Genomic DNA, 20,489 nt, shown 5'->3' with positions numbered 1-20,489 from the left:
TCATTGGCCGGACGAACGTAGGTAACCTGGGTGAACGGAAGATGAACTGAGCGGGGCTTCGAAGTGTCCGCGCGGCCCGGTTTTCTTCTCCTCGTCCCCACCGGCCCAAGTGCCGCACGGGCCCCCGCTCCTGACCGTCCGCAGGGACCCCCCGGAGGGGCCCCGAAAGAGACTTACGTCACCTGGCACGATCGGCCCATGGCAGAGCAGCGACGCGCCCCCGAGAACCACCCCGACAGCCCCGCCGCACCGGCCCCCGAGGAGGTGACGGAGGAGGTGACGGAGGAGGTGGCGGAGGCCTGGGACGACCTGGTCGCCACGGCCCGCCGCACGGTCGCCGACCGCCTCGTCGTCGGCACCTCCGGCAACGTCTCGGTCCGGGTCGGCGACCTGGTCCTCGTCACCCCCACCGGCGTCCCCTACGACCGCCTCACCCCCGCCGACGCCACCGGCGTCGACCTCGCGGGCCGCCAGGTCCTCGGCACCCTCCGCCCCACCAGCGAACTGCCCCTGCACCTCGCCGTGTACCGGGCCACCGACGCCCGCGCGATCGTCCACACCCACGCCGTGCACGCGACGGCCGTCTCCACCCTGGTGACCGAGCTGCCGCCGATCCATTACATGACCGCCGCCCTCGGCGGACCCGTACGGGTCGCCCCCTACGCCACCTACGGCACCGAGGAACTCGCCGCCCACGCCCTGACCGCCCTCACCGACCGCACGGCCTGCCTCCTCCAGAACCACGGCACCCTCGCCCACGCCCCCACCCTCGCCCAGGCCTACGACCGCACCGCCCACCTCGAATACCTCTGCCACCTCTGGCTCACCGCCACCACCCACCCCACCCTCACCCCCACCCTCCTCACCCCCACCCAACTCACAGAAGCCACCAAGGCCTTGACCACCTACGGCCAACACCCATAACCGGCCCCCGGCCCGGCCGGCCGCTTGGGGGCGCGGGGAACCGCGCACGGTCCGCTTCCCCACCCGCACCCGACACCCCGGTCAGGGAGAACCCCCCCTCAGGGGCGCGGGGAACCGCGCACAGCACGGGTCCAACCCGCACAGTCACCCCCGGTCAGGGACCCCCCTCAGGGGCGCGGGGAACCGCGCACAGCACGGGTCCAACCCGCACAATCACCCCCGGTCACGGAACCCCCCTCAGGGGCGCGGGGAACCGCGCACAGCACCAGTCCAACCCGCACAAACGCACTCCCCGCCAGGGAAACCCCCAGGGGCGCGAGGAACTGCGCACCCCCCGAGTCCCCACCCGCACCCGACACCCCCCCACCCCCCTCCACTGGCCCCGAACAAGATGGGCCAGGACACTGGACAGGTGCGCACCGTCACCGCAACCACCGCCGCCGTCACCGCCGCCCTGGCCGCAGGCGCAGCCTCCATCGCCGCCGGCCGCCTCGCCAGCGACGCCGCGCTGAAGGCACCCCCGGGCCGCCCCCTCCCCACCGAGCCCCGCCTCACCGTGCACGCCACCGCCGAGGGCCACATCACACTGACCCGCACCCTCGCCTCCCTCCGCCCCGGCACGTACGGCCTCGCCGGAGACGGCTCCCACGCGGTGGTGGGCCCGGTCCTCACCGCCCCGGCCCCCTCCGCCGACACCGTCGTACGCCGTCTGGAGCGCGTCACGCACGGCACCCTCACCCCCGGCGACGCGGTCTGGCTCACCCCGAACCTGTACGTCGGCAACCCGACCGCGACCCTCGGCCTGGACCACACGGACGTGGAGCTGCCCGGCGAGCTGGGCCCGCTGCCCGCGTGGTTCGTCCCGGCCGCCCGCCGCACCTGGGTGATCGCGGTGCACGGCCTCGGCACGACCCGCGAGCACGTCCTGAACCTGCTGCCGTTCCTGCACGCCCTGCGTTTCCCGGTGCTCGCCCTCTCCTACCGCGGCGACCTCGGCGCGCCCCGCCCGCCGGACGGCCTGGGCCACCTCGGTGAGACGGAGTGGCGCGACCTGGACGCGGCGATGCGTCACGCGGTCCGGCACGGCGCCGAGCGCCTGGTGCTGCTGGGCTGGTCCACCGGCGCCACGATGGCCCTGCGCGCCGCCGCCCGCTCCGGGGTGCGTGACCGTGTCGCGGGCCTGGTCCTGGACTCGCCGGTCCTGGACTGGCCGGCCACCTTGCGGGCGCTGGCCTCGGCCCGCCACACGCCGGGCGCCCTGCTCCCGCTGGCGGTGCGCGCGGCCCAGGGGCGTACCGGCCTCGACCGGGCGCGCGCCGACGGAGCGGCCGACGCCGCCGCCCCGGCCGTACCGACGCAGATCTTCGCGGGCCCCGACGACACCGTCGCCCCGTGGGCGTCCGCCCGTCGCCTGGCCGCCCGCCACCCGGACCTGATCTCGTTCCACCCGGTCCCGGACGCCCCGCACGCCGCGCTGTGGAACGCCGCCCCCGCCGCCTACGAGGAAAACCTGCGCCGCTTCCTGATCCCGCTCATGTGACTCCCCGCGCGCCCCTCCCCGCGCGCCCCTCCCGACGCGCCCCGCCGCACACGCCCCTCCGCTTCCTCCGCCCGCCCTCTCCGCCGCCTCCGCGCACCGCCGGACCCCGGCCGCGCAGCCCTGCGGGGCCCGCCGCCGCACGGCTCCGCCGAGAGCGGTCGCGCAGGTTCCGCTTAGCCGTGTACGCCCGCCCACCTGCCGTCCGACCCCCCTGCGCACCCCGTGCGTTGGCCAGTCCCGTCGCCCGCCGTGACATTCCGTTTGGGATTTCCGACCGTCAACCGGAAGACTGCACCCGTGACGTCCCGTATCCCGCGCGACTCCAGGCTCCGACTCGTCCGCCCGCGACCCCTGGCCGCCGCCCCCACAGCTGTGAACCAGCGGCGCCCCCGCCGCCCCGCGCCCCGCCCGCCGGAGGGCACCCCCGCCCCGGCGGAGCTGGCCCGCATGGCCCGCGCCGGCCTGGCCGCCGCGGCCCGCGTCGCCCGCTGGGCCGACAACGCCCTCGGCCCCGGCCGCGACGCCGCCACCGACGACGGCAAGGCCACCCTCTCCGAGTCCACGGCCGCCCGCGCGGCGAGCGACCTCGGACTGACCCCGGCCCAGGTCCGCGCCGACTGGGACACCGCCCGCCTCGCCGGACTGGTCGAGGTGCACGGCGACAGCGCCCGCCCCGGCTGGCGCCTGCGCGCCTGGAACCGCGACGACAGCGCCGTCCTGCGCGGCTGGGTCGCCCTCTTCGACGCCTGGTCGCTGGCCACGCCCGAGCCCGCCGACCAGGAACCCGGCGCCGTCGCCGAGGTCGTCTCGGCCATGCCGCAGGTGCTGTCCTTCCTCCAGCTCTCGGCCGGTCCCGTGCCCGTGGACCAGCTCCTGGACCTGCTCCGCCAGCGCGTCACCGAACTGCGCACCGCCCGCTGCGAGATCCCCTACGGCACCGACAGCCCCGACGGCACGCCCTCCGGCACCGCCCCGGCCGACACCGACCCGGCGGAGCCCGCCCGCGACGCCGAACTCGCCCCCCTCCTCGACTGGACGCTGCGCGCCCTCGCCTCGGTGGGCGCCCTGACCTGCGGCGACGGCCACGCCACCCTCACTCCGCTGGGCAGCTGGGCGGTCTGGGTCAAGCTGGAGCAGATCTGCGTCGCCGCGCAGAGCCCCGCCGGGAACATCGAGGTCGCCGCCGAGGAGATGCTCCGCGGCTGCGCCCAGCTCCGCCCCAACGCGGCCCGCGCCGAGTACCGCGCCTGGCTCGCCGCCCGCACCGTCGGCAGCGCCGTCGCCGAGCTGCTGCTCGCCGCCCGCGGCGAGGACGCCCTGCTGCGCGGCCTCGCCTTCGAGGCGCTGCGCGTGGTCGGCGCCCCGGCCGAGCCCGACGTACGCGCCGTCGTCGAGGAGCCCGCCCTGCGGCCGTACGCCCTGCTGTGGCTGGCCGAGCACGACGGCGTGGACCCCGAGGACGCGCACGAGGTGCTCACCCGCGAGGAGGCCACCTGGCTCTGGGTCGACACCGCCGCCGCCGTCGCCGACCACGGGGAGGCGCCCATGCTGGTCCGGCACCTGGAGTCCGCGCTCCAGCCGACCGTGCCCGCGCTGCTCTCCGAGGTCCGCTCCGCCGGGCACCCGCGCACCGTGCAGGTGCTGGTCGCGCTCGCCGCCGCGCACCCCGACCCCGCGCTCGCCAAGGCCGTCAGACGGGCCGCCTTCCAGGTCCACACCGGCGGCTGACCCGCCCCGCGCCCCCGAGGGCCCGCCCCCGAGGGCCCGCCCCCGAGGGCCCGCCCGCCCCGCCGGGCGGGAGCCCTCAGCCCTGTATCTCCGGGGCGTACGTCCCGAAGCTCCATATGTTGCCCTCGGCGTCCCGCGCCATGTAGTCGCGGGAGCCGTAGTCCTGGTCGGTGGGGGGCATCAGGATCTCCGCGCCGTGCTCCACGGCCCGGCGGTGGTGGTCGTCCACGTCGTCCACCACCACGTATATCCCGGCGGGACCCGCGTCCTTCATGGCGGAGTCGAACACCCCGCCGGTGCCCTTCGAGCCCAGCATCACCGCGCCGTTGCCCTGGGTCAGCTCGGCGTGCACCACCGCGCCGTCCTCGCCCTCGTACACCGACAGCTCGGTGAAGCCGAAGGCCTCCGTCAGCTGCCGGATCGCCGCCTTCGCGTCCCGGTACGTCACCGTCGGGTAGATGCTCGGACGGCCGCCGCTCGCGCCTGTCATACCGCTCACTCCCTCTCGGTCCTGCCTCGGCTGTCTCCTGCCTTCCAGTCTGGCAGCGACCACCGACAACGCCCCCCGAACCGGGCACACCGGCCCCCGGGCCCCGCCCGTGACCGTCCCCGCCACCCCGCCCCGCCCGCGGTCGACGCCCGCTCGGTTCACCGGAACGTGTCGCACCGCCCCATGTCCCCGGTCCGGTACCCCACGTCGAACCACTGCTGCCGCTGCGCCGACGACCCGTGCGTCCAGCTCTCCGGGGTCACCCGCCCCTGGTACCGCTGCTGGATGCGGTCGTCGCCCACGGCTGCCGCCGCGTCCAGCCCGTCCGCGATGTCCGCCGGGGTGAGGCTGGTGATCAGCGGCCGGCCCGTCGACTCGTCCGGCGTGCTCGTCGCGTGGTGCGCCCACACCCCGGCGTAGCAGTCCGCCTGGAGCTCCACCCGCACCGAGGCGCTGTCCGCGCCGGTCCGCCCGTCCCGCGCGCGCCCCAGCGTGCCCATGAGGTCCTGCACGTGATGGCCGTACTCGTGCGCCACCACGTACGCCTGCCCGAACGCGCCGCCGCTCGCGCCGAACGAGGAGCGCAGCTCGTCGAAGAAGCCCAGGTCGAGGTAGACCTTGCGGTCGCCGGGACAGTAGAACGGGCCGACCGCCGAGGCCGCCGTCCCGCACGCCGTGCCGACCCGCCCCGCGAAGAACACGGTGGGGGAGCGCGTGTAGGCGCCGCCCCGCCGCTCGAACTCCCCGGCCCAGAAGTCCTGCACGCTGTTGACCACGGCCACCGTCCGGCAGTCGTCGCGCGTGTCGGCGTCGGCACCGCTGCGGCACGCCGTCTGCACCTGCGCGAGCCCCGACGCGGTCGCCGCGGGCTGCGCGTCGCCGGAGGACAGCCCCAGCTGGTCCGGGCCGACGCCCAGGAAGAGCGCCAGCAGCAGCGCCACCAGCCCGGCGATCCCGCCGCCGACGGTCGCCCGCCCGCCCGGGACCCGGCTCCCGCGGACGTCCTCCACCTCGGACGTGTCCAGCCGGGCGTCGTCGTCGAACTGCACGGGGCCACCACCCTCCGCCTGCGCCGACCCCCTGCGCGCCATCCTGACCCGCTCCCGCGCACCGCGCGCGCGGAGCACCCCGCGCGGGGCACCCCACGCGCGCGCAGGCCGTTCACCCGCGCGCAAGGACCGTCGCACGCGCGCGGGAGCGCCGCAGCCTGCGCGGACGGTCGAACGCCCGCGCGCCGCAAAAGTGGTTGCACGGCCCCGTTAGACTGGCCCCATGGCCCTTCTCCTCGCGCATTAGACGGCGGGAACGTCCTCAGCCGCCCATCCCGCCACCCACCCCGCCTGGAGTCTGTCCGTGATCTCCGCCTCCGGCATCGAGCTGCGCGCCGGTGCCCGCATCCTCATCGAGAACGCGTCCTTCCGCGTCGCCAAGGGCGACCGCATCGGCCTCGTCGGCCGCAACGGCGCCGGCAAGACCACCCTGACCAAGGTCCTCGCCGGCGAGGGCATCCCCGCCGCGGGCCAGGTCACCCGCTCCGGAGAGGTCGGCTACCTCCCGCAGGACCCGCGCACCGGCGACCTCGACACCCTCGCGCGCGACCGCATCCTCTCCGCGCGCGGCCTCGACCTCCTGATCCGCAAGATGCGCGACAACGAACAGCGCATCGCCAACGGCCAGGGCGCCACCCGCGAGAAGGCCCTCAGGCAGTACGAGCGCCAGGAGACCGAGTTCCTCACCAAGGGCGGGTACGCCGCCGAGGCCGAGGCCGCCACGATCGCCGCCGCGCTCAACCTGCCCGACCGCGTGCTCGGCCAGCCCCTGCACACCCTCTCCGGCGGTCAGCGCCGCCGCGTCGAACTGGCCCGCATCCTCTTCTCCGACGCCGACACCCTGCTCCTCGACGAGCCCACGAACCACCTCGACGCCGACTCGATCGTGTGGCTGCGGGACTACCTGAAGACCTACCGCGGCGGCTTCATCGTCATCTCCCACGACGTGGACCTAGTCGAGACGGTCGTCAACAAGGTGTTCTACCTGGACGCCAACCGCTCCCGGATCGACGTCTACAACATGGGCTGGAAGCTCTACCAGCAGCAGCGCGAGTCCGACGAGAAGCGCCGCAAGCGCGAGCGGGCCAACGCCGAGAAGAAGGCCGCCGCCCTGCACTCCCAGGCCGACAAGATGCGCGCCAAGGCCACCAAGACGGTCGCCGCGCAGAACATGGCCCGCCGCGCCGACAAACTGCTCTCCGGACTGGAGGCGGTCCGCCAGTCCGACAAGGTCGCCAAGCTCCGCTTCCCCGAGCCCGCGCCCTGCGGCAAGACCCCGCTGATGGCGGAGGGCCTGTCGAAGTCGTACGGCTCGCTGGAGATTTTCACCGACGTCGACCTGGCCATCGACAAGGGCTCCCGCGTCGTCATCCTCGGCCTCAACGGCGCGGGCAAGACGACCCTGCTGCGGCTGCTCGGCGGGGTGGAGACCCCCGACACCGGCGCGGTCCGCCCCGGCCATGGCCTCAAGCTCGGGTACTACGCCCAGGAGCACGAGACCCTGGACCCGGCCCGCACCGTCCTGGAGAACATGCGCTCGGCCGCGCCCGACATGGACCTAGTCGAGGTCCGCAAGGTGCTCGGCTCGTTCCTCTTCTCCGGCGACGACGTCGACAAGCCCGCCGCGGTCCTGTCCGGCGGCGAGAAGACCCGGCTGGCGCTCGCCACCCTGGTCGTCTCCTCGGCGAACGTGCTGCTGCTCGACGAGCCCACCAACAACCTCGACCCCGCCAGCCGCGAGGAGATCCTCGGCGCGCTGCGCACCTACAAGGGCGCGGTCGTCCTCGTCACCCACGACGAGGGCGCCGTGGAGGCGCTCCAGCCCGAGCGGATCATCCTGCTGCCCGACGGCGTCGAGGACCTGTGGGGCTCCGACTACGCGGACCTCGTCGCCCTGGCGTGATCCACGGTGATCCACGGCGCGTGGATCACCGGACTGGATCATTCGGCCCACCGGTGATCCACCATCTGTGTGAGATCTCCTCGTATCGAGGTGTGTCCTACACGTATTTCACGGCCGATCCCCATGCTTCCGGGGATCGGCCGTTGTGCGTCTCTGACCTGGAGTTTCCCGGAGCAACCCGTTCAGCCGTACGAACAGGACGGGTCGGAATCCCTGATTCCGCTTGTGGGGACCCGCTCCTGTCGTCACAAGCCTGTCGCACGGACCTTGCCGAATGGGTGGCCAACCCGCCCCGGAGGGGTGATCATGAGGAGACCAGAGCGCACTTCCCATGAGGAGGCACGGGTGGCCGAGACTCTGAAGAAGGGCAGCCGGGTGACCGGCGCCGCGCGCGACAAGCTCGCGGCAGACCTGAAGAAGAAGTACGACTCCGGTGCGAGCATCCGGGCACTGGCCGAGGAGACCGGCCGCTCGTATGGCTTCGTCCACCGGATGCTCAGCGAGTCGGGCGTCACGCTCCGTGGGCGTGGCGGGGCGACACGAGGCAAGAAGGCAGCCTCGTCCTGACCCCGGGCGGCCCACCGGTCTTCGATGGTGGCCACCCGGTCGTTCTTGCGACCGACCGGGTGGTTACTGTGCAGTCACTTAGCTAGCGTCAGCTGACCGCACCCATCGGAGGCGCCCCATGGCCACGCTCGGCCAGGAACTCGTTCCCCTGCTCGACCAGGACGGCGTACGGCTCACCGTCGACGACGCGCTCGCCACGGTGACGCTCACCAACCCCGCCAAACGCAACGCGCAGACCCCCGCGATGTGGCGCGCGTTCGCCGAGGCGGGCCGGCTGCTGCCGGGCTCCGTCCGGGTGGTCGTGCTGCGCGGTGAGGGCAAGTCCTTCTCCGCCGGACTCGACCGGCAGATGTTCCTGCCCGAGGGGATCGAGGGCGAGCCGTCGTTCGTGGATCTCGCGCGCGGCAGCGACGCCGACCTCGACGCCGCCATCGCCTCCTTCCAGGAGGGCTTCACCTGGTGGCGCCGGACCGACGTGGTGTCCATCGCCGCCGTGCAGGGCCACGCCATCGGCGCGGGCTTCCAGCTGGCGCTCGCCTGCGACCTGCGGGTCGTCGCCGACGACGTCCAGTTCGCCATGCGCGAGACCGGCCTCGGCCTGGTGCCCGACCTCACCGGCACCCACCCGCTCGTCTCTCTCGTGGGATACGGCCGGGCCGCCGAGATCTGCCTGACCGGCCGCTTCGTGCACGCCCAGGAGGCGGTGGCCTCGGGCCTCGCCAACGTCGCCGTGCCCGCCGCCGACCTCGACAGCACCGTCCACGACCTGGCCGCCGCGATCCTGGCCGCCCCCCGCGACGCCGTCGTCGAGACCAAGGCCCTGCTGCTCGGCGCCGCCGACCGCACCTACGAGGAGCAGCGCGCCGCCGAACGCGCCGCCCAGGCCCGCCGCCTGCGCGACCTCGCCGGACTCGGCGAGTAACCGCCCCGCGGGGAGGGCGGAGCCGCCCGCTCCCCCTCCCACCGCGCGCTCACCCCGCCCCGGTCACCAGCACCGCCACCGACGGCCGGTCCGGCAGTACCGCCGTGACCGCCGCGCGGACGTCCCGGGCGACGTCCAGGGCCCGCCGGTCCGCGCCGACGGCGACCTCGACCCGGACATGCCGACGCGGCAGGGCCGCCGCCGTAGCGGTCACGTCGGGCCGGTCGTCGATCCGCACCGCCCGCCCCAGCACCTCGGTCAGGCCCGTCACGCCCGGCACGGCGAGGGCGGCCCCGCCCGCCCGGCTCTCGTCGCCCTCGGCGGTGGCCGCCGCCGTACGCGTCGGCCGGTCCGGTTCCGGCAGCACCGGCGGGCGGCCCGCGTCGAACAGTTCCGTCACCCGGAGATCGACCTCGGCGACCACCAGCCCCAACCGCTCCGCGGCCGCCGCCGCCAGCGCCGCCCGCAGCCGGGCCGCCGCCGTCGGCAGGGGCTCCGACCCGCTCGCCGCGCACTCCGCGCTCACCCGCAGCGGCCCCGGCGGCAGCGCGCTCGGCGGCGCCGGCACCACCGGCTCGTACGCCCCCTCCGGGCCCGCCGCCGCGATCCGCAGCGCCCCCAGCCGTACGCCCGGCACACCCCCGGCCGTCCGCCGCAACGCGGTCCGTGCCGCGTCCTCCGTGATCCACGCCCCGTCCCGCGGGCCACCCAGAGGGAGCAACCGACCCGCACCGAGCCGGTCCCGCACCGCACGCGTCCATCCGTCCGCCGTCATTCCTCCACCCTGCCCCATCCCTGGGGCGAGGTCGGCGAACCGCGCTTACGGTGGCAGAAGGACGACGACCGAAAAGGACGTACGGCGATGACCGAGACCACGGAGCAGAACCGCAGCCACACCTCCGACACCAGCACCGACCCCGGCCGCAGGACCACCCGGCGCGGCGGCGGCAGCCCCTCCGACCGAGGGCGCACCACCATCGCCGACGGAGTGGTCGAGAAGATCGCCGGACTCGCGGCCCGCGACGTCATCGGCGTGCACGCCATGGGCAGCGGGATCAGCCGCACCTTCGGCGCCGTGCGCGACCGCGTGCCCGGCGGCTCCAAGTCGGTGACCCGCGGCGTCAAGGCCGAGGTCGGCGAAGTGCAGACCGCGCTCGACCTGGAGATCGTCGTGGACTACGGCGCCGCCATCTCCGACGTCGCCCGCGACGTCCGCGAGAACGTCGTCGCGGCCGTGGAACGCATGACGGGCCTCGAAGTCGTGGAGGTCAACATCGCGGTCAGCGACGTCAAGCTGCCCGACGAGGAGGACGACGAGCCGGAGCCCCGCATCCAGTGACCGGGCCCACGCACACCGCGTACGACACACATGAACACCGCTGAGGGGAGCGCACGTTGAGCATGGCCGTGGTCGGCATGATCGCGGGGATGGCCCTGGCCTTCGCCGGATACTTCGGTGGGTTCGGCGCCTTCCTGCTGGTGGCAGCCCTGGGCGCCGTCGGCTTCGTCGTCGGGCGGCTGCTGGAGGGGGACGTCGACCTGGGCGACTTCTTCCGCGCCCGCGACGACCGGCGCAGGTGACCCCGCGTGACCACCGTCGCCCCCGGGAACGCGGGGTCCCCGGCACCCGGCACCGCACGGACCCCGGTCCCCGCGGCCGAACGCGGCGCCACCCGCATCGCGGACCGGGTCGTCGCGAAGGTCGCCGGGCAGGCGGCCCGTGAAGCCGTCGGACCGCTGCCCTCCGACGCCGCCCGCCCGAGCGCCACCGTCGTGGTCCACCACGACGCGGCGCACGTCCGCGTCCACCTCGAACTCGGCTACCCCGACGACATCGGCGCCCGCTGCCACGCGGTCCGCCGCCACGTCAGCGAACGGGTGCGCGCCCTGGTCGGGATGACGGTGCCGGAGGTCGCCGTGCACGTCGACCGGCTCCACCTGACGGAGACCCACGGCGTGGCCCACGGGAGGACGCCATGAGCGAGCACCCCGTCGTCCTGGAGAAGACCCCCGACGCGCACGGGCCCCCGCCGCCCCCGGCGCGCGGCAGCGGCCGCTTCTGGTCCCGCCGCCGGATTCCGGCGGCCGTCGTCGCAGCCCTCCTCCTCGCCCTCACCGGCACGCTCCTCTACGACGTCGTGGCGGTCCGCGCCGGGCACACGGCGCTCCACGTACGGCGCGAACTGGCACGGCAGCTCGCCGAACGGCCCCTGGACGACACCTGGGTGCTGGTCGGCGCCGGGGTCGCCGCCGCCCTCGGCCTCTGGCTGATCCTGCTGGCCGTCACCCCCGGCCTGCGCGACCTGCTGCCCATGCTCCGGCCCCGCCCCGAGGTCCGGGCCGGACTCCACCGCTCCGCCGCCGCGCTGGTGCTGCGCGACCGCGCCATGGAGGTCGCCGGGGTGCAGTCGGTCCACGTCCGCTCCGGCCGCCGCCGCGCCCAGGTCCGCGCGCTCGCCCACTTCCGCGCACTGGACGACGTCCACGCCGACCTCGACGAGGTGCTGGCCGAGGCCGTCCGGGGCCTGGGCCTGGCCCGCCCGCCTAAGCTCTCCGTCCATGTGCGGCGGCCGACGAAGTAGGGAGGACCGACGATGCTGCGAACCGTCAACCGCGCTGTCCTGGGCCTGGTGGGCCTCGTCCTCCTGGTGGTCGGCGGTGCCGTGCTGGCCGTCGGCCTGGGCTGGTCCCCGCCGTCCTGGTGGCCGTACGACGACCGGCACGACGTCCTGCTCAGCGACGCCGACCGCACCCGCTGGCGCGACGACGGCTGGTGGTGGCCCGTGGTCATCGCCGTGCTGGCGGTGCTGGTCCTGCTGGCCCTGTGGTGGCTGGTCGCGGTGCTGCGCCGACGCCGCCTCGCCGAGGTCCTGGTGGACACCGGCGACGGCGCGGGCGCCGTGCTGCGCGGCCGTGCCCTGGAGGGCGTTCTCGCCGGGGACACCGCCCGCCTGGAGGGCGTCTCCCACACCCACGCCCACCTCAAGGGCCGCCGCACCGCCCCCGAGGCCCACGTACGCCTCCAACTGGAGCCCCACGTCGACCCCGCGGCAGCCCTCACCCACGTCACCGACCAGGCCCTCACCCACGCGAGGGACTCGGCGTCCCTGACATCCCTCCCCGCGGAGATCCGCCTCCGCACGACGAAACACAAGCCGGAACGCGTCACGTGAGGCCATGCCCGCGCGCCCCCCTTCAGCCCGTCCGGCGTTTGAGGACGAGGCCCTTTCGGGGCCGAAAGGGGGGTCTGGGGGCACAGCCCCCAGGTTCGGGTCGGGAAGGGGCGGCGGGGGCGAACCCCCTCGGGTCAGAACCCGTGCCGCATCCCCCCGTCCACGGGCAACATCACCCCCGTCAGATAAGACGCCGCAGGCGACAGCAGAAACGCCGCGATCCGCCCGAACTCCTCGGGCCGCCCGTACCGCCGCAACGGAATCCGCGACTCCGTCGCCAGCCGCGTAGCCTCCGGATCCGCCGACATCCCGTCCAGCTCCCGCACCCGGTCCGTGTCGATCCGCGACGGCAACAGCCCCACGACCCGCACCCCCCGCGGCCCCAACTCGTCGGACAGCGACTTGGCGAACCCCGCGAGTCCGGGCCGCAGCCCGTTGGAGATCGTCAGCCCGGCGATCGGCTCGTGCACGGACCCCGACAGCACGAACCCGATCACCCCGCCCTCCTCCAGCTCGGCCGCCGCCGCCCGCGCGAGCCGCACCGCGCCGAGGAACACGGACGTGAACGCCGCCTCCCACTGCTCGTCGGTAGTGTCGGCGACGAAACCGGGCGGCGGCCCGCCGACGCTGACGAGCACCCCGTCGAACCGCCCGAAGTGCTCGCGGGCGGCCCCGATCAGCCGTTCGGCGGCCTCCGGGTCGGCGTTGTCGACGGCGACGCCGACCGCGTCCGGCCCCAGCGCGAGCGCCGCCGCCGCGGTCCGTTCCTCGTCCCGCCCGGAGACGACCACCTTCGCGCCGTCCGCGAGCAGTTCACGCGCGGCGGCGTGGCCGAGCCCGCGCGTGCCCCCGGTGACGACGTACACCCGGTCCTTCAGTCCAAGATCCATGGCCCCTATCCTGCCCCCTGGTCGCCGTAGAGCGTGAGGGCGGTGTTGACGAGGCCGATGTGGCTGAACGCCTGGGGGAAGTTGCCGAGGTGGCGTCCGGAGGCGGGGTCGTACTCCTCGGCCAGCAGCCCCACGTCGTTGGCGAGGCCCACGAGCCGCTCGAACAGGGCCCGCGCCTCCTCGGTGCGGCCGGTCAGGTGCAGGGCGTCGGCCAGCCAGAACGAGCAGGCGAGGAAGGTGCCCTCGTCGCCCGGCAGCCCGTCCACGTCCGGTCCGGCGGTGCTGTAGCGGCGGACGAGCCCGTCGTGGCCGAGTTCGGCGCGGACCGCGTCGACGGTGCCGACGACGCGCGGGTCGTCCGGCGGGAGGAAGCCCACGCGGGGGATGAGCAGCAGCGAGGCGTCCAGCTCGCGGGAGCCGTAGTACTGGGTAAAGGTGTTGCGCTCCGGGTCGTAGCCCTGTTCGCACACCTGCCGGTGCACCTCGTCCCGCATGGCGCGCCAGCCCTCCAGGTCGCCGCTGAGCTGCGGAAACCGTTCGAGGGCACGGACGGCCCGGTCGGCGGCCACCCACACCATCACCTTGGAGTGCGTGAACTGGCGGCGCCCCCCGCGCACCTCCCACAGGCCCTCGTCGGGCTGCCGCCAGTGCTCGGCGAGCCAGTTCGTCAGCGCGCTCTGGAGCGCCCACATGTGCGGCTTGGGCGACATGCCGGAGGCGCGGGCCAGCGACAGGGAGTCCATGACCTCGCCGTAGACGTCCAGCTGGAGCTGGTCGACGGCGCCGTTGCCGACGCGTACGGGGCCGGAACCGGCGTATCCCGGCAGCCAGGGCAGTTTGACCTCGGGCAGCCGGCGTTCGCCGCCGATGCCGTACATGATCTGGAGGTCGGCCGGGTCGCCCGCGACGGCGCGCAGCAGCCAGTCGCGCCAGGCCTCGGCCTCCTCCTGGTACCCGGCGGCGAGCAGCGCGCCGAGGGTGAGGGTGGAGTCCCGCAGCCAGCAGAACCGGTAGTCCCAGTTCCGTACCCCGCCGAGCTGTTCGGGCAGCGAGGTGGTGAGCGCGGCGACGATGCCGCCGGTCGGGGCGTAGGTGAGCGCCTTGAGGGTGAGCAGGGAGCGCATCACGGCGTCCCGGTGGGGTCCCCGGTAGCGGCAGCGCGCCGACCAGGCCCGCCAGTCCTCGACCGTCGTGCGCAGCGCCTCGTACGGGTCGACGAGCGGCGGGCGCGCGTGGTGCGAGGGGTGCCAGGTCAGGACGAACGCCACCGATTCGCCCTCGGCGACGGTGAACTCCGAGTGGGTGCCGAAGTCCTCGCCCCAGGTGCGGACCTCGGGTTCGCTGCGGAACCAGACGGAGTCCGGTCCGGCGACCGCGACGCGGTGGCCGTCGACGCGCCGCATCCACGGCACCACCCAGCCGTAGTCGAAGCGCAGCCGCAGGGTGCTGCGGACGGTGACCCGGCCGTGCAGCCCCTCGACGACGCGGACCAGGTCGGGGCCGCGGTCGCGCTGGGGCATCAGGTCGGTGACGCGGACCGTGCCCTCGGCGGTCTCCCAGAGGGTGTCCAGGACGAGGGTGTCGGGGCGGTAGGCGCGCCGGGTGCACTGCTGCCCCTCGGCGCCGCGGGGCGCGATGCGCCAGTGGCCGTTCTCGTCGCCGCCGAGCAGCCGGGCGAAGCAGGCCCCGGAGTCGAAGCGGGGCAGGCAGAGCCAGTCGACCGAGCCGTCCCGGCCGACCAGGGCGGCGGTCTGTTCGTCGCCGATGAGGGCGTAGTCCTCGATGAGGGAGTGCACGGGGTGCGGGTTCCCGGCGGGGCGTCCGGGCAATCGGGGGAGGGGGCCGGGCGGGTGACGCGGGCCGCCCCGGCGAGCGGGACGCCCGGTCAGCCGGTCGGCCGGTCGCCGGGACCGTGGGGTCCGTGTCGTCAGACGGAGGCCGGTTCGGCGGGTTCCGTGGCGTCGTCGGCCCCGGCCGCCCGCTTCGCCGCCGCCTCCCGGCGGTCGCGCAGCTCGCGGCGGACCAGGACGACCCAGCCGACGGGCACGCCCGCGGCGAACAGCCACCACTGGATGGCGTACGCGTAGTTCAGGGCGGCGTCCTCGTTGCCGGGCCTGCCGATCAGCTGCGGGGTGTCGCCCTTCGGCTCGGGGCCGGTCTGCACGACGTAGCCGCCGAGGACCTCGGCGTCGAGGCGGCGGGCCTCCCGCGCGCTGTTGATGAGCATGATCTGCCGGTCGGGCAGCCCCGCGAGGTTCTTGATGCCGCTCGCGGCGGTCGTCTCGTCGGGCATCAGCCGCCCGGTGACGGTGACCTGCCCGGCGGGCGGCGCGGGCACTTTCGGGAACGCGGTCTGGCTGCCCGGGTCGGCGGGGATCCAGCCCCGGTTGACGAGGACGACCTTGCCGTCGGTGAGGACCAGGGGCGTCAGGACGTGGAAGCCGACCGTCTCGTCGGCGTTGACCCGGCGGCGTACGACGACCTCGTCGTCGGTGTCGAAGCGGCCGACGGCCCGCACCGTGCGGTAGCGCTCGCCGGAGGTGACGGTGTGGCCCGGCGCGGTCAGCTCCTCGACGGCGACCGGCTCGGCGGTCAGCGCGTCGGAGACCAGCTGGTTGCGGGCGGTGCGCTCGTCGTAGCGGTGCATCTGCCAGATGCCCAGCCTGATCATCGTGGGGACGAGCAGGAGAGCGACCAGCGTGATGATCACCCACTGCCGGGACAACAGGAAGCGGTACACCCCACGACCGTACCCTCCGACCGTGGGGCGCTCGCTGCCGGGGTGGGGCGCCGGAACGGGTCCGGGCCACGGGGGCTCAGACCCGGTCGACGATGCCCGCCTTCCCCTCCGCGCGGGCACAGTGCGCACCGCAGTACCAGTGGCCCTCGACCTCCACGCCCTGCCCGATGATCTGCACGCGGCAGTGCTCGCAGATCGGGGCCATGCGGTGGATCGCGCAGGAGAAGCAGTCGAAGACGTGGACCGCGCCCTGGGCGTGCACCTCGAAGGACATTCCGTAGTTGTTGCCGCATACCTCACATGTCGCCATGCGCCACAGGGTGGGCGGTCGGCGCGGGTCGGGCGAGCGGACGATGGGCGAGTCGCCCGCCAATCACCCGTCCGTACGGTGCGGGGCGCTCGCCCTGTTTCTCCGCGGCGTCAGCTCTCCGTCGCCGTCGCGTCCTTCGCGTCGTCGGCCGGGGCCACGTTGCCGAGGAGTTGGCCGAAGGCGGCCTCGTCGACCACGGGGGTGCCGAACTGGCGGGCCTTGACGACCTTCGACGTGCCGGAGTCCGGGTCGTTGGTGACGAGCAGGCTCGTCAGCCGGGACAGGGAGGTCGCGACGTGCAGCCCGGCCTCGGCGGCCCGGTCCTCCAGCAGGTCGCGCTCGACGGACGTGTCGCCGGAGAACGCCACCCGCATCCCCTGCTTCAGCGGCTTGCCGTCCTCGTACCGGCCGGGGTTGGGGTACGGGCACACGGGCCGCTTGCGCGAGGGCCGCCAACTGCTCGGACGGTAGGAGCCGTAGCCGCCGCCGTAGCCACCCGGGCCGCCCGCCTGGCGGCCGATGGACGCCGCGGGCCGGTCCTGCCACTCCGTCAGCGGACGGCACTCGTGCAGCGGCAGCCGCACCCCGCCCGCCGCGGCGGCCCGCAGGCTCGGCCGGAACGCCTCCGCCAGCACGCGCGCGTCGTCCAGCGCGTGGTGCGCCCGCTGCTGCACGACGCCGTAGTGGGCGGCGAGCGACTCCAGCTTGTGGTTGGGCAGCGGCAGCCCCAGCTCCTTCGACAGCGCGATGGTGCACAGCCGCTGCCGCACCGGCGCCTCACGCTCGGCGCGCGCGTACTCGCGGGCGATCATCTGCCAGTCGAACACCGCGTTGTGCGCGACGAGGACACGGCCCGCCAGCCGGGCCGAGAACTCCTCGGCCACGTCCCGGAAGAGGGGCGCGCCCGACAGCGCCTCGCTGGTCAGACCGTGGATCCACACCGGCCCCGGGTCGCGCTCCGGGTTGACCGTCGTGTACCAGTGGTCCTCGACCTCGCCGCGCGCGTCGAGCCGGTAGACCCCGGCCGAGATGATGCGGTCGTCGCGGGCCAGGCCGGTGGTCTCCACGTCGACGACCGCGTACCCCTGGGGGTAGGCGGCCGGCCACTCCGTGGGGGAGGGGGCGGTGGTCGTCGGGTCTTCGAGCATGGTCACTGAGGATACGTCCGCCCACCGACACCGGTGACGCCCCCCGCCCATCCCGCGCCCCCGGATCGGTCCCGCCGGACGCGCGTACGGGACGAAGGCGGCGGAAAGGTGCCTGGGCGTACGGGAGTTCGGGTGGCGGGCGGGGCTGTGGCGCCGGCCTCCGTGGGGCCGCAGCGGTCGGCGCAGGAGCCTCCGTCAGGCGAGACACCGTCAGGCGAGACACCGTCAGCGGGCGTGCCGTCAGGCGACCGGCACTCCGCTCCCCAGGGCCGCCACCAGGTCCCCGGCCGCCAGCGGGGTGAGGCCGCAGCCGTCGGTCGGGCCCGGAAGGAGCCGGTACGCCTCGCCGGTGGCCCGCTCCGGGGCGACGTCACCGGCGACCAGGGCCAGCAACACCCGCTTCCCCGCGGCCGATCGGGCGGCCAGAGCCTCGGCCGTGGGCCCGTCCCGTCCCGGCCGCTCCCGCCGCTCCGGCGCCGCCAGTCCCCGCACGCGGGCCGCGAACGCGGCGCCGCCCTCGCCGTCCCGCCGCGCGTAGTGCCACACCTCGTCCCCGGCCTCGCTGCTGCCGGTCGAGCCCTCGGGGGCCCCGGTGTCCTGACGGTCCGCGCGCCGGAGCACCGTCACGGTGTCGGCGCGGGCGGCGGCGTGCCAGGCCGCAAGGTCCCAGAGGGTGGTGCGGCCGGTCGCGAAGTACTGGTGCAGGTCCCGTCCGGCCCGGCCGAGGTCGGCGGCGTGCCGGTGGACGTTGTGGAAGCCCTCCGCCGCCGACAGGTGCAGGTCGGTCCAGAGGAACGTGCGGTGGCGCAGGTCGACGACCAGCGGCACGTGGACGCGCGAGTCGCCGCTCAGGTCGTAGCGCTGGCGCACCGCCCGCGGGTCGTACGACGCGTCGCGCGCGTCCTCCGCGGCGGAGGGCAGCGTCATGAACCCGGCGAAGGCGTCCAGCATCCGCTCGAAGGGGATGTCGTTGTAGCTGAACACGACGGGCAGCGCGTACCGCACCCCGTGCCCGCCGAGGGCGGCCAGGTCCAGGTCGACGTACTCGGTGGCGCCGTCGGGAGCGGGTGCCGAGGTGAGGTCCCCCGAGTGCACCGCCCACCGCTTGCCGTACACCAGGTTGGTGTAGTCGCACAGGCCGGTGAACTCCCACCGTTCGTCGAACAGCGCCACCGACAGGTCGAGGTCCACGCGGGTCTTCGCGGGCTGCGTCCAGTGCAGGAACAGCCGCATCACCTCGCCGTGCGGCAGCGGCTGGGTGCTGCCCCGGGGGACGGCGACCAGGGCCTTCGCGTCGGCGCGTTCGTTGGCCGGTACGGCGAGACCCGTCAACGCCGAGTCCAGCACGGCGTGTTCGACGCGCGGGGCGACCGCGAGCCGTCGTACCGCCTCGGCCTCCAGCAGCGCGCACACCGCGCCCGTGACGGCGGGGGAGAGCGGCGGCCGGGGGTCGTCCAGGGTGTAGGCGTGGGTCACCCGGCCGCGAGGGAAGAACACCCGCCGCTCGGACGCGACATGACGGTCTCTCAGGCGGCCGTGCGCGGCGAGCAGCGGTGCCGGGCCCGCCTGCGGCAGGACGCGCCGCAGGACGTCCGCGACGGCGTCCGGCAGAGTCTCCCGTGCCTGGAGCCGCAGCAGTTGGTCCAAGCGGCGCAGCAACTCGCCGGGCCGCTGGGCCAGGAGCGCGAGCGCGCCCTCCAGGTCCCGCTCGGCCAGCGCCTGTTCCACACGGCCCCGCCAGGTGATCGCGCGCAGCCGGTCGCCGTCGACGCGCACGGCGCGGGGGTGCGCGGCGGCCGTCTCCCGCAGCGCGGCGCCGATCCCGGTCCCGGTGAGGGACGTGCCGCGCAGGACGGCGAAGGCGAGCGCGGCCCGCGGGTGCCGGGCGTGCCGCTCGTACGGGTGCAGGATCTCCGCCGCCCGCTTCCACGGTTCCGGATGCCGCAGCACGTCCTCGACGAGAACGGCCGTCGGCAGCGCGTCGAGCAGCGCGAGAAGCGTGCGGCGCAGCGGGCGCGGCAAAGACCGCAGGCGCGGCGGCGCGATCAGATCGGCCTCGCCGCCCGACCACACGCACAGCAGCCGCAGCACGTCGGTGGCGGTGGTCAGCTGCGTCGCCAGCAACGCGACCGCGTCGGAACGCCGTTCACGGTCGGCGAGCATCCACCCGAGGACCAGCGACTTCGTCTCGCGGACCGGGATCTCCGCCGGGTACCAGTCCGTCCCGGCGGGCGCGTGCGCCAGCAGCACGGCCAGATCCGCCCGGTCCCGCGGCGGCAGCGGGGTCCGCCGGGCCAGCAGCGTCCCCAACGCCCGTACGGTGTCGGCGCGTACGTCCCGGCCCAGGCCGAGCAGCTTCAGCGGGCCCGCGGCGGGTTCGGGCGCCCGCCGGGGCGCCGTCGGCCGCAGGAACGGGTCGGCGGGGTCGATCCGGCGGTGGCAGATCGGGCAGCCCGCGTAGTCGGCGCCGTCCCAGCACTCCCGGCACACCAGGTGCGCGCAGGGCGCCACCGCGTGCACGCTCCCCACCGACGCGCACAGCACGCACGGCTGCTCGGGCCACTGGAGGAGCAGTGTGACCATCCGGTCGATCCACACCTCGTGGGTGTCGTCGGGCACCGAGGCAGGGAAGCTGCGGAACAGCGGCATGTGGGTGCGGTCCACACCCAGCTCGGCGTCGAGCCGGGCGACCAACTCCCGTCCCGCCTGGGCCAGTCCGGCCGGTCCCAGCCAGGCCAGCGCCGCCCGCAGCCGGGCGTCGGGCGCGAACCCCCGCTCCAGCAGCTCGGCTTCGAGCGCGACCAGCCCGTCGTGGGTGGAGGGGTCGCCGGGGCGGGGCCCGGCCTGGTCGACGTGGACGACACGGAGACGACGCAGCAGCACGGACGCCAGTTCGGACAAGCGGATTCCCCCGGAACGCCAGAGAAGGGCCCCGCGCGGACGGCGGAGCGGGAAGACAGGAAGACGGGAAAGCAGGAAGGCAGAGAGACGGGAAGTCCAGAAGCGGGACGCACGGGCCGACAGGACAGGCCGACAGACACGGGCGAGGGGCGGAGAGAGGGCGCGCTACGGGTGTTCGCAGAGGAAGGAGAAGGAAGCACGCGG

The 20,489-nt window shown here is 74.8% G+C and carries 20 protein-coding genes; 11 read left to right on the top strand and 9 right to left on the bottom strand.

The window, feature by feature from the left end; genetic code table 11:
- The first annotated feature begins 198 nt into the window (after nt 1–198).
- The 3 genes from ACIQPQ_RS29125 (at nt 199) to ACIQPQ_RS29115 (ending at nt 4,192) form a co-directional block, all read left to right on the top strand.
- Nucleotides 199–924 carry a class II aldolase/adducin family protein gene (locus tag ACIQPQ_RS29125; protein WP_401309451.1) on the top strand — a complete coding sequence of 242 codons (726 nt, stop codon included), beginning with the start codon at nt 199–201 and terminating at the stop codon, nt 922–924.
- A gap of 412 nt (nt 925–1,336) precedes the next feature.
- Nucleotides 1,337–2,464, top strand: coding sequence for an alpha/beta hydrolase (locus ACIQPQ_RS29120; RefSeq protein WP_401309449.1), 1,128 nt, complete (start codon nt 1,337–1,339; stop codon nt 2,462–2,464).
- Between the two features lie 297 nt (nt 2,465–2,761).
- Nucleotides 2,762–4,192: a hypothetical protein gene (locus ACIQPQ_RS29115; protein ID WP_383781552.1), complete on the top strand. Its 1,431-nt coding sequence runs from the start codon at nt 2,762–2,764 to the stop codon at nt 4,190–4,192.
- Between the two features lie 76 nt (nt 4,193–4,268).
- Here the strand turns inward: ACIQPQ_RS29115 and ACIQPQ_RS29110 are convergent, their stop codons facing one another.
- Both ACIQPQ_RS29110 and ACIQPQ_RS29105 read right to left on the bottom strand, forming a co-directional pair.
- Complete coding sequence (locus ACIQPQ_RS29110) at nt 4,269–4,682, bottom strand: VOC family protein (RefSeq protein ID WP_383781554.1); 414 nt, start codon at nt 4,680–4,682, stop codon at nt 4,269–4,271.
- A gap of 158 nt (nt 4,683–4,840) precedes the next feature.
- Nucleotides 4,841–5,731 (bottom strand): neutral zinc metallopeptidase, encoded by an 891-nt coding sequence (locus ACIQPQ_RS29105; RefSeq protein ID WP_401309445.1) that lies wholly within the window; start codon nt 5,729–5,731, stop codon nt 4,841–4,843.
- Between the two features lie 304 nt (nt 5,732–6,035).
- On the opposite strand from ACIQPQ_RS29105, the gene ACIQPQ_RS29100 reads away from it, so the two are divergent.
- The 3 genes from ACIQPQ_RS29100 to ACIQPQ_RS29090 all read left to right on the top strand — a co-directional run bounded on the left by ACIQPQ_RS29100 (nt 6,036) and on the right by ACIQPQ_RS29090 (nt 9,123).
- Complete coding sequence (locus ACIQPQ_RS29100) at nt 6,036–7,634, top strand: ABC-F family ATP-binding cassette domain-containing protein (RefSeq protein WP_383781558.1); 1,599 nt, start codon at nt 6,036–6,038, stop codon at nt 7,632–7,634.
- A 345-nt stretch (nt 7,635–7,979) separates the two neighbouring features.
- Nucleotides 7,980–8,201: a helix-turn-helix domain-containing protein gene (locus ACIQPQ_RS29095; RefSeq protein WP_004002281.1), complete on the top strand. Its 222-nt coding sequence runs from the start codon at nt 7,980–7,982 to the stop codon at nt 8,199–8,201.
- Between the two features lie 118 nt (nt 8,202–8,319).
- Nucleotides 8,320–9,123, top strand: coding sequence for an enoyl-CoA hydratase/isomerase family protein (locus tag ACIQPQ_RS29090; protein WP_401309442.1), 804 nt, complete (start codon nt 8,320–8,322; stop codon nt 9,121–9,123).
- Nucleotides 9,124–9,172: 49 nt separating this feature from the next.
- Here ACIQPQ_RS29090 and ACIQPQ_RS29085 read toward each other — a convergent pair whose 3' ends face one another.
- Nucleotides 9,173–9,898, bottom strand: coding sequence for a nucleopolyhedrovirus P10 family protein (locus ACIQPQ_RS29085; protein ID WP_401309439.1), 726 nt, complete (start codon nt 9,896–9,898; stop codon nt 9,173–9,175).
- An 87-nt stretch (nt 9,899–9,985) separates the two neighbouring features.
- Between ACIQPQ_RS29085 and ACIQPQ_RS29080 the strand changes: the two genes are divergently transcribed.
- The 5 genes from ACIQPQ_RS29080 to amaP are packed head-to-tail and all read left to right on the top strand — an operon-like array spanning nt 9,986 to nt 12,296.
- Nucleotides 9,986–10,462: an Asp23/Gls24 family envelope stress response protein gene (locus ACIQPQ_RS29080; RefSeq protein WP_401309436.1), complete on the top strand. Its 477-nt coding sequence runs from the start codon at nt 9,986–9,988 to the stop codon at nt 10,460–10,462.
- A gap of 56 nt (nt 10,463–10,518) precedes the next feature.
- Nucleotides 10,519–10,704, top strand: coding sequence for a hypothetical protein (locus ACIQPQ_RS29075; protein WP_383781569.1), 186 nt, complete (start codon nt 10,519–10,521; stop codon nt 10,702–10,704).
- A gap of 6 nt (nt 10,705–10,710) precedes the next feature.
- A complete protein-coding gene (locus ACIQPQ_RS29070) occupies nt 10,711–11,103 on the top strand; it encodes an Asp23/Gls24 family envelope stress response protein (RefSeq protein WP_401309433.1) in 393 nt (130 codons plus the stop codon).
- Nucleotides 11,100–11,705 carry a DUF6286 domain-containing protein gene (locus ACIQPQ_RS29065; RefSeq protein WP_401309430.1) on the top strand — a complete coding sequence of 202 codons (606 nt, stop codon included), beginning with the start codon at nt 11,100–11,102 and terminating at the stop codon, nt 11,703–11,705. Before ACIQPQ_RS29070 ends, ACIQPQ_RS29065 begins: the two co-directional genes overlap by 4 nt.
- A gap of 12 nt (nt 11,706–11,717) precedes the next feature.
- On the top strand, nt 11,718–12,296 hold the full coding sequence (gene amaP / locus ACIQPQ_RS29060) for an alkaline shock response membrane anchor protein AmaP (protein WP_401309428.1): 579 nt from the start codon (nt 11,718–11,720) through the stop codon (nt 12,294–12,296).
- 134 nt (nt 12,297–12,430) lie between these two features.
- Here the strand turns inward: amaP and ACIQPQ_RS29055 are convergent, their stop codons facing one another.
- The 6 genes from ACIQPQ_RS29055 to ACIQPQ_RS29030 form a co-directional block, all read right to left on the bottom strand.
- Complete coding sequence (locus ACIQPQ_RS29055) at nt 12,431–13,186, bottom strand: SDR family oxidoreductase (protein WP_401309426.1); 756 nt, start codon at nt 13,184–13,186, stop codon at nt 12,431–12,433.
- Nucleotides 13,187–13,191: 5 nt separating this feature from the next.
- A complete protein-coding gene (locus ACIQPQ_RS29050) occupies nt 13,192–14,982 on the bottom strand; it encodes a glycoside hydrolase family 15 protein (RefSeq protein WP_401309424.1) in 1,791 nt (596 codons plus the stop codon).
- Nucleotides 14,983–15,113: 131 nt separating this feature from the next.
- Nucleotides 15,114–15,926: an SURF1 family protein gene (locus ACIQPQ_RS29045; protein ID WP_401309421.1), complete on the bottom strand. Its 813-nt coding sequence runs from the start codon at nt 15,924–15,926 to the stop codon at nt 15,114–15,116.
- Nucleotides 15,927–16,002: 76 nt separating this feature from the next.
- Nucleotides 16,003–16,236, bottom strand: a complete 234-nt coding sequence (locus tag ACIQPQ_RS29040; protein WP_383781585.1) for a hypothetical protein — start codon at nt 16,234–16,236, stop codon at nt 16,003–16,005.
- Nucleotides 16,237–16,346: 110 nt separating this feature from the next.
- Nucleotides 16,347–17,384, bottom strand: coding sequence for a DEDDh family exonuclease (locus ACIQPQ_RS29035; RefSeq protein ID WP_401309419.1), 1,038 nt, complete (start codon nt 17,382–17,384; stop codon nt 16,347–16,349).
- 240 nt (nt 17,385–17,624) lie between these two features.
- A complete protein-coding gene (locus tag ACIQPQ_RS29030; RefSeq protein WP_401309417.1) occupies nt 17,625–20,285 on the bottom strand; it encodes an MXAN_6230/SCO0854 family RING domain-containing protein in 2,661 nt (886 codons plus the stop codon).
- Nucleotides 20,286–20,489: the final 204 nt, after the last annotated feature.

The sequence above is a fragment of the Streptomyces sp. NPDC091281 genome (assembly GCF_044757425.1).
Classification (GTDB): domain Bacteria; phylum Actinomycetota; class Actinomycetes; order Streptomycetales; family Streptomycetaceae; genus Streptomyces.
The sequence above is the reverse complement of the archived record's forward strand: the minus strand, read 5'-3'. Positions and strand labels throughout refer to the sequence as shown.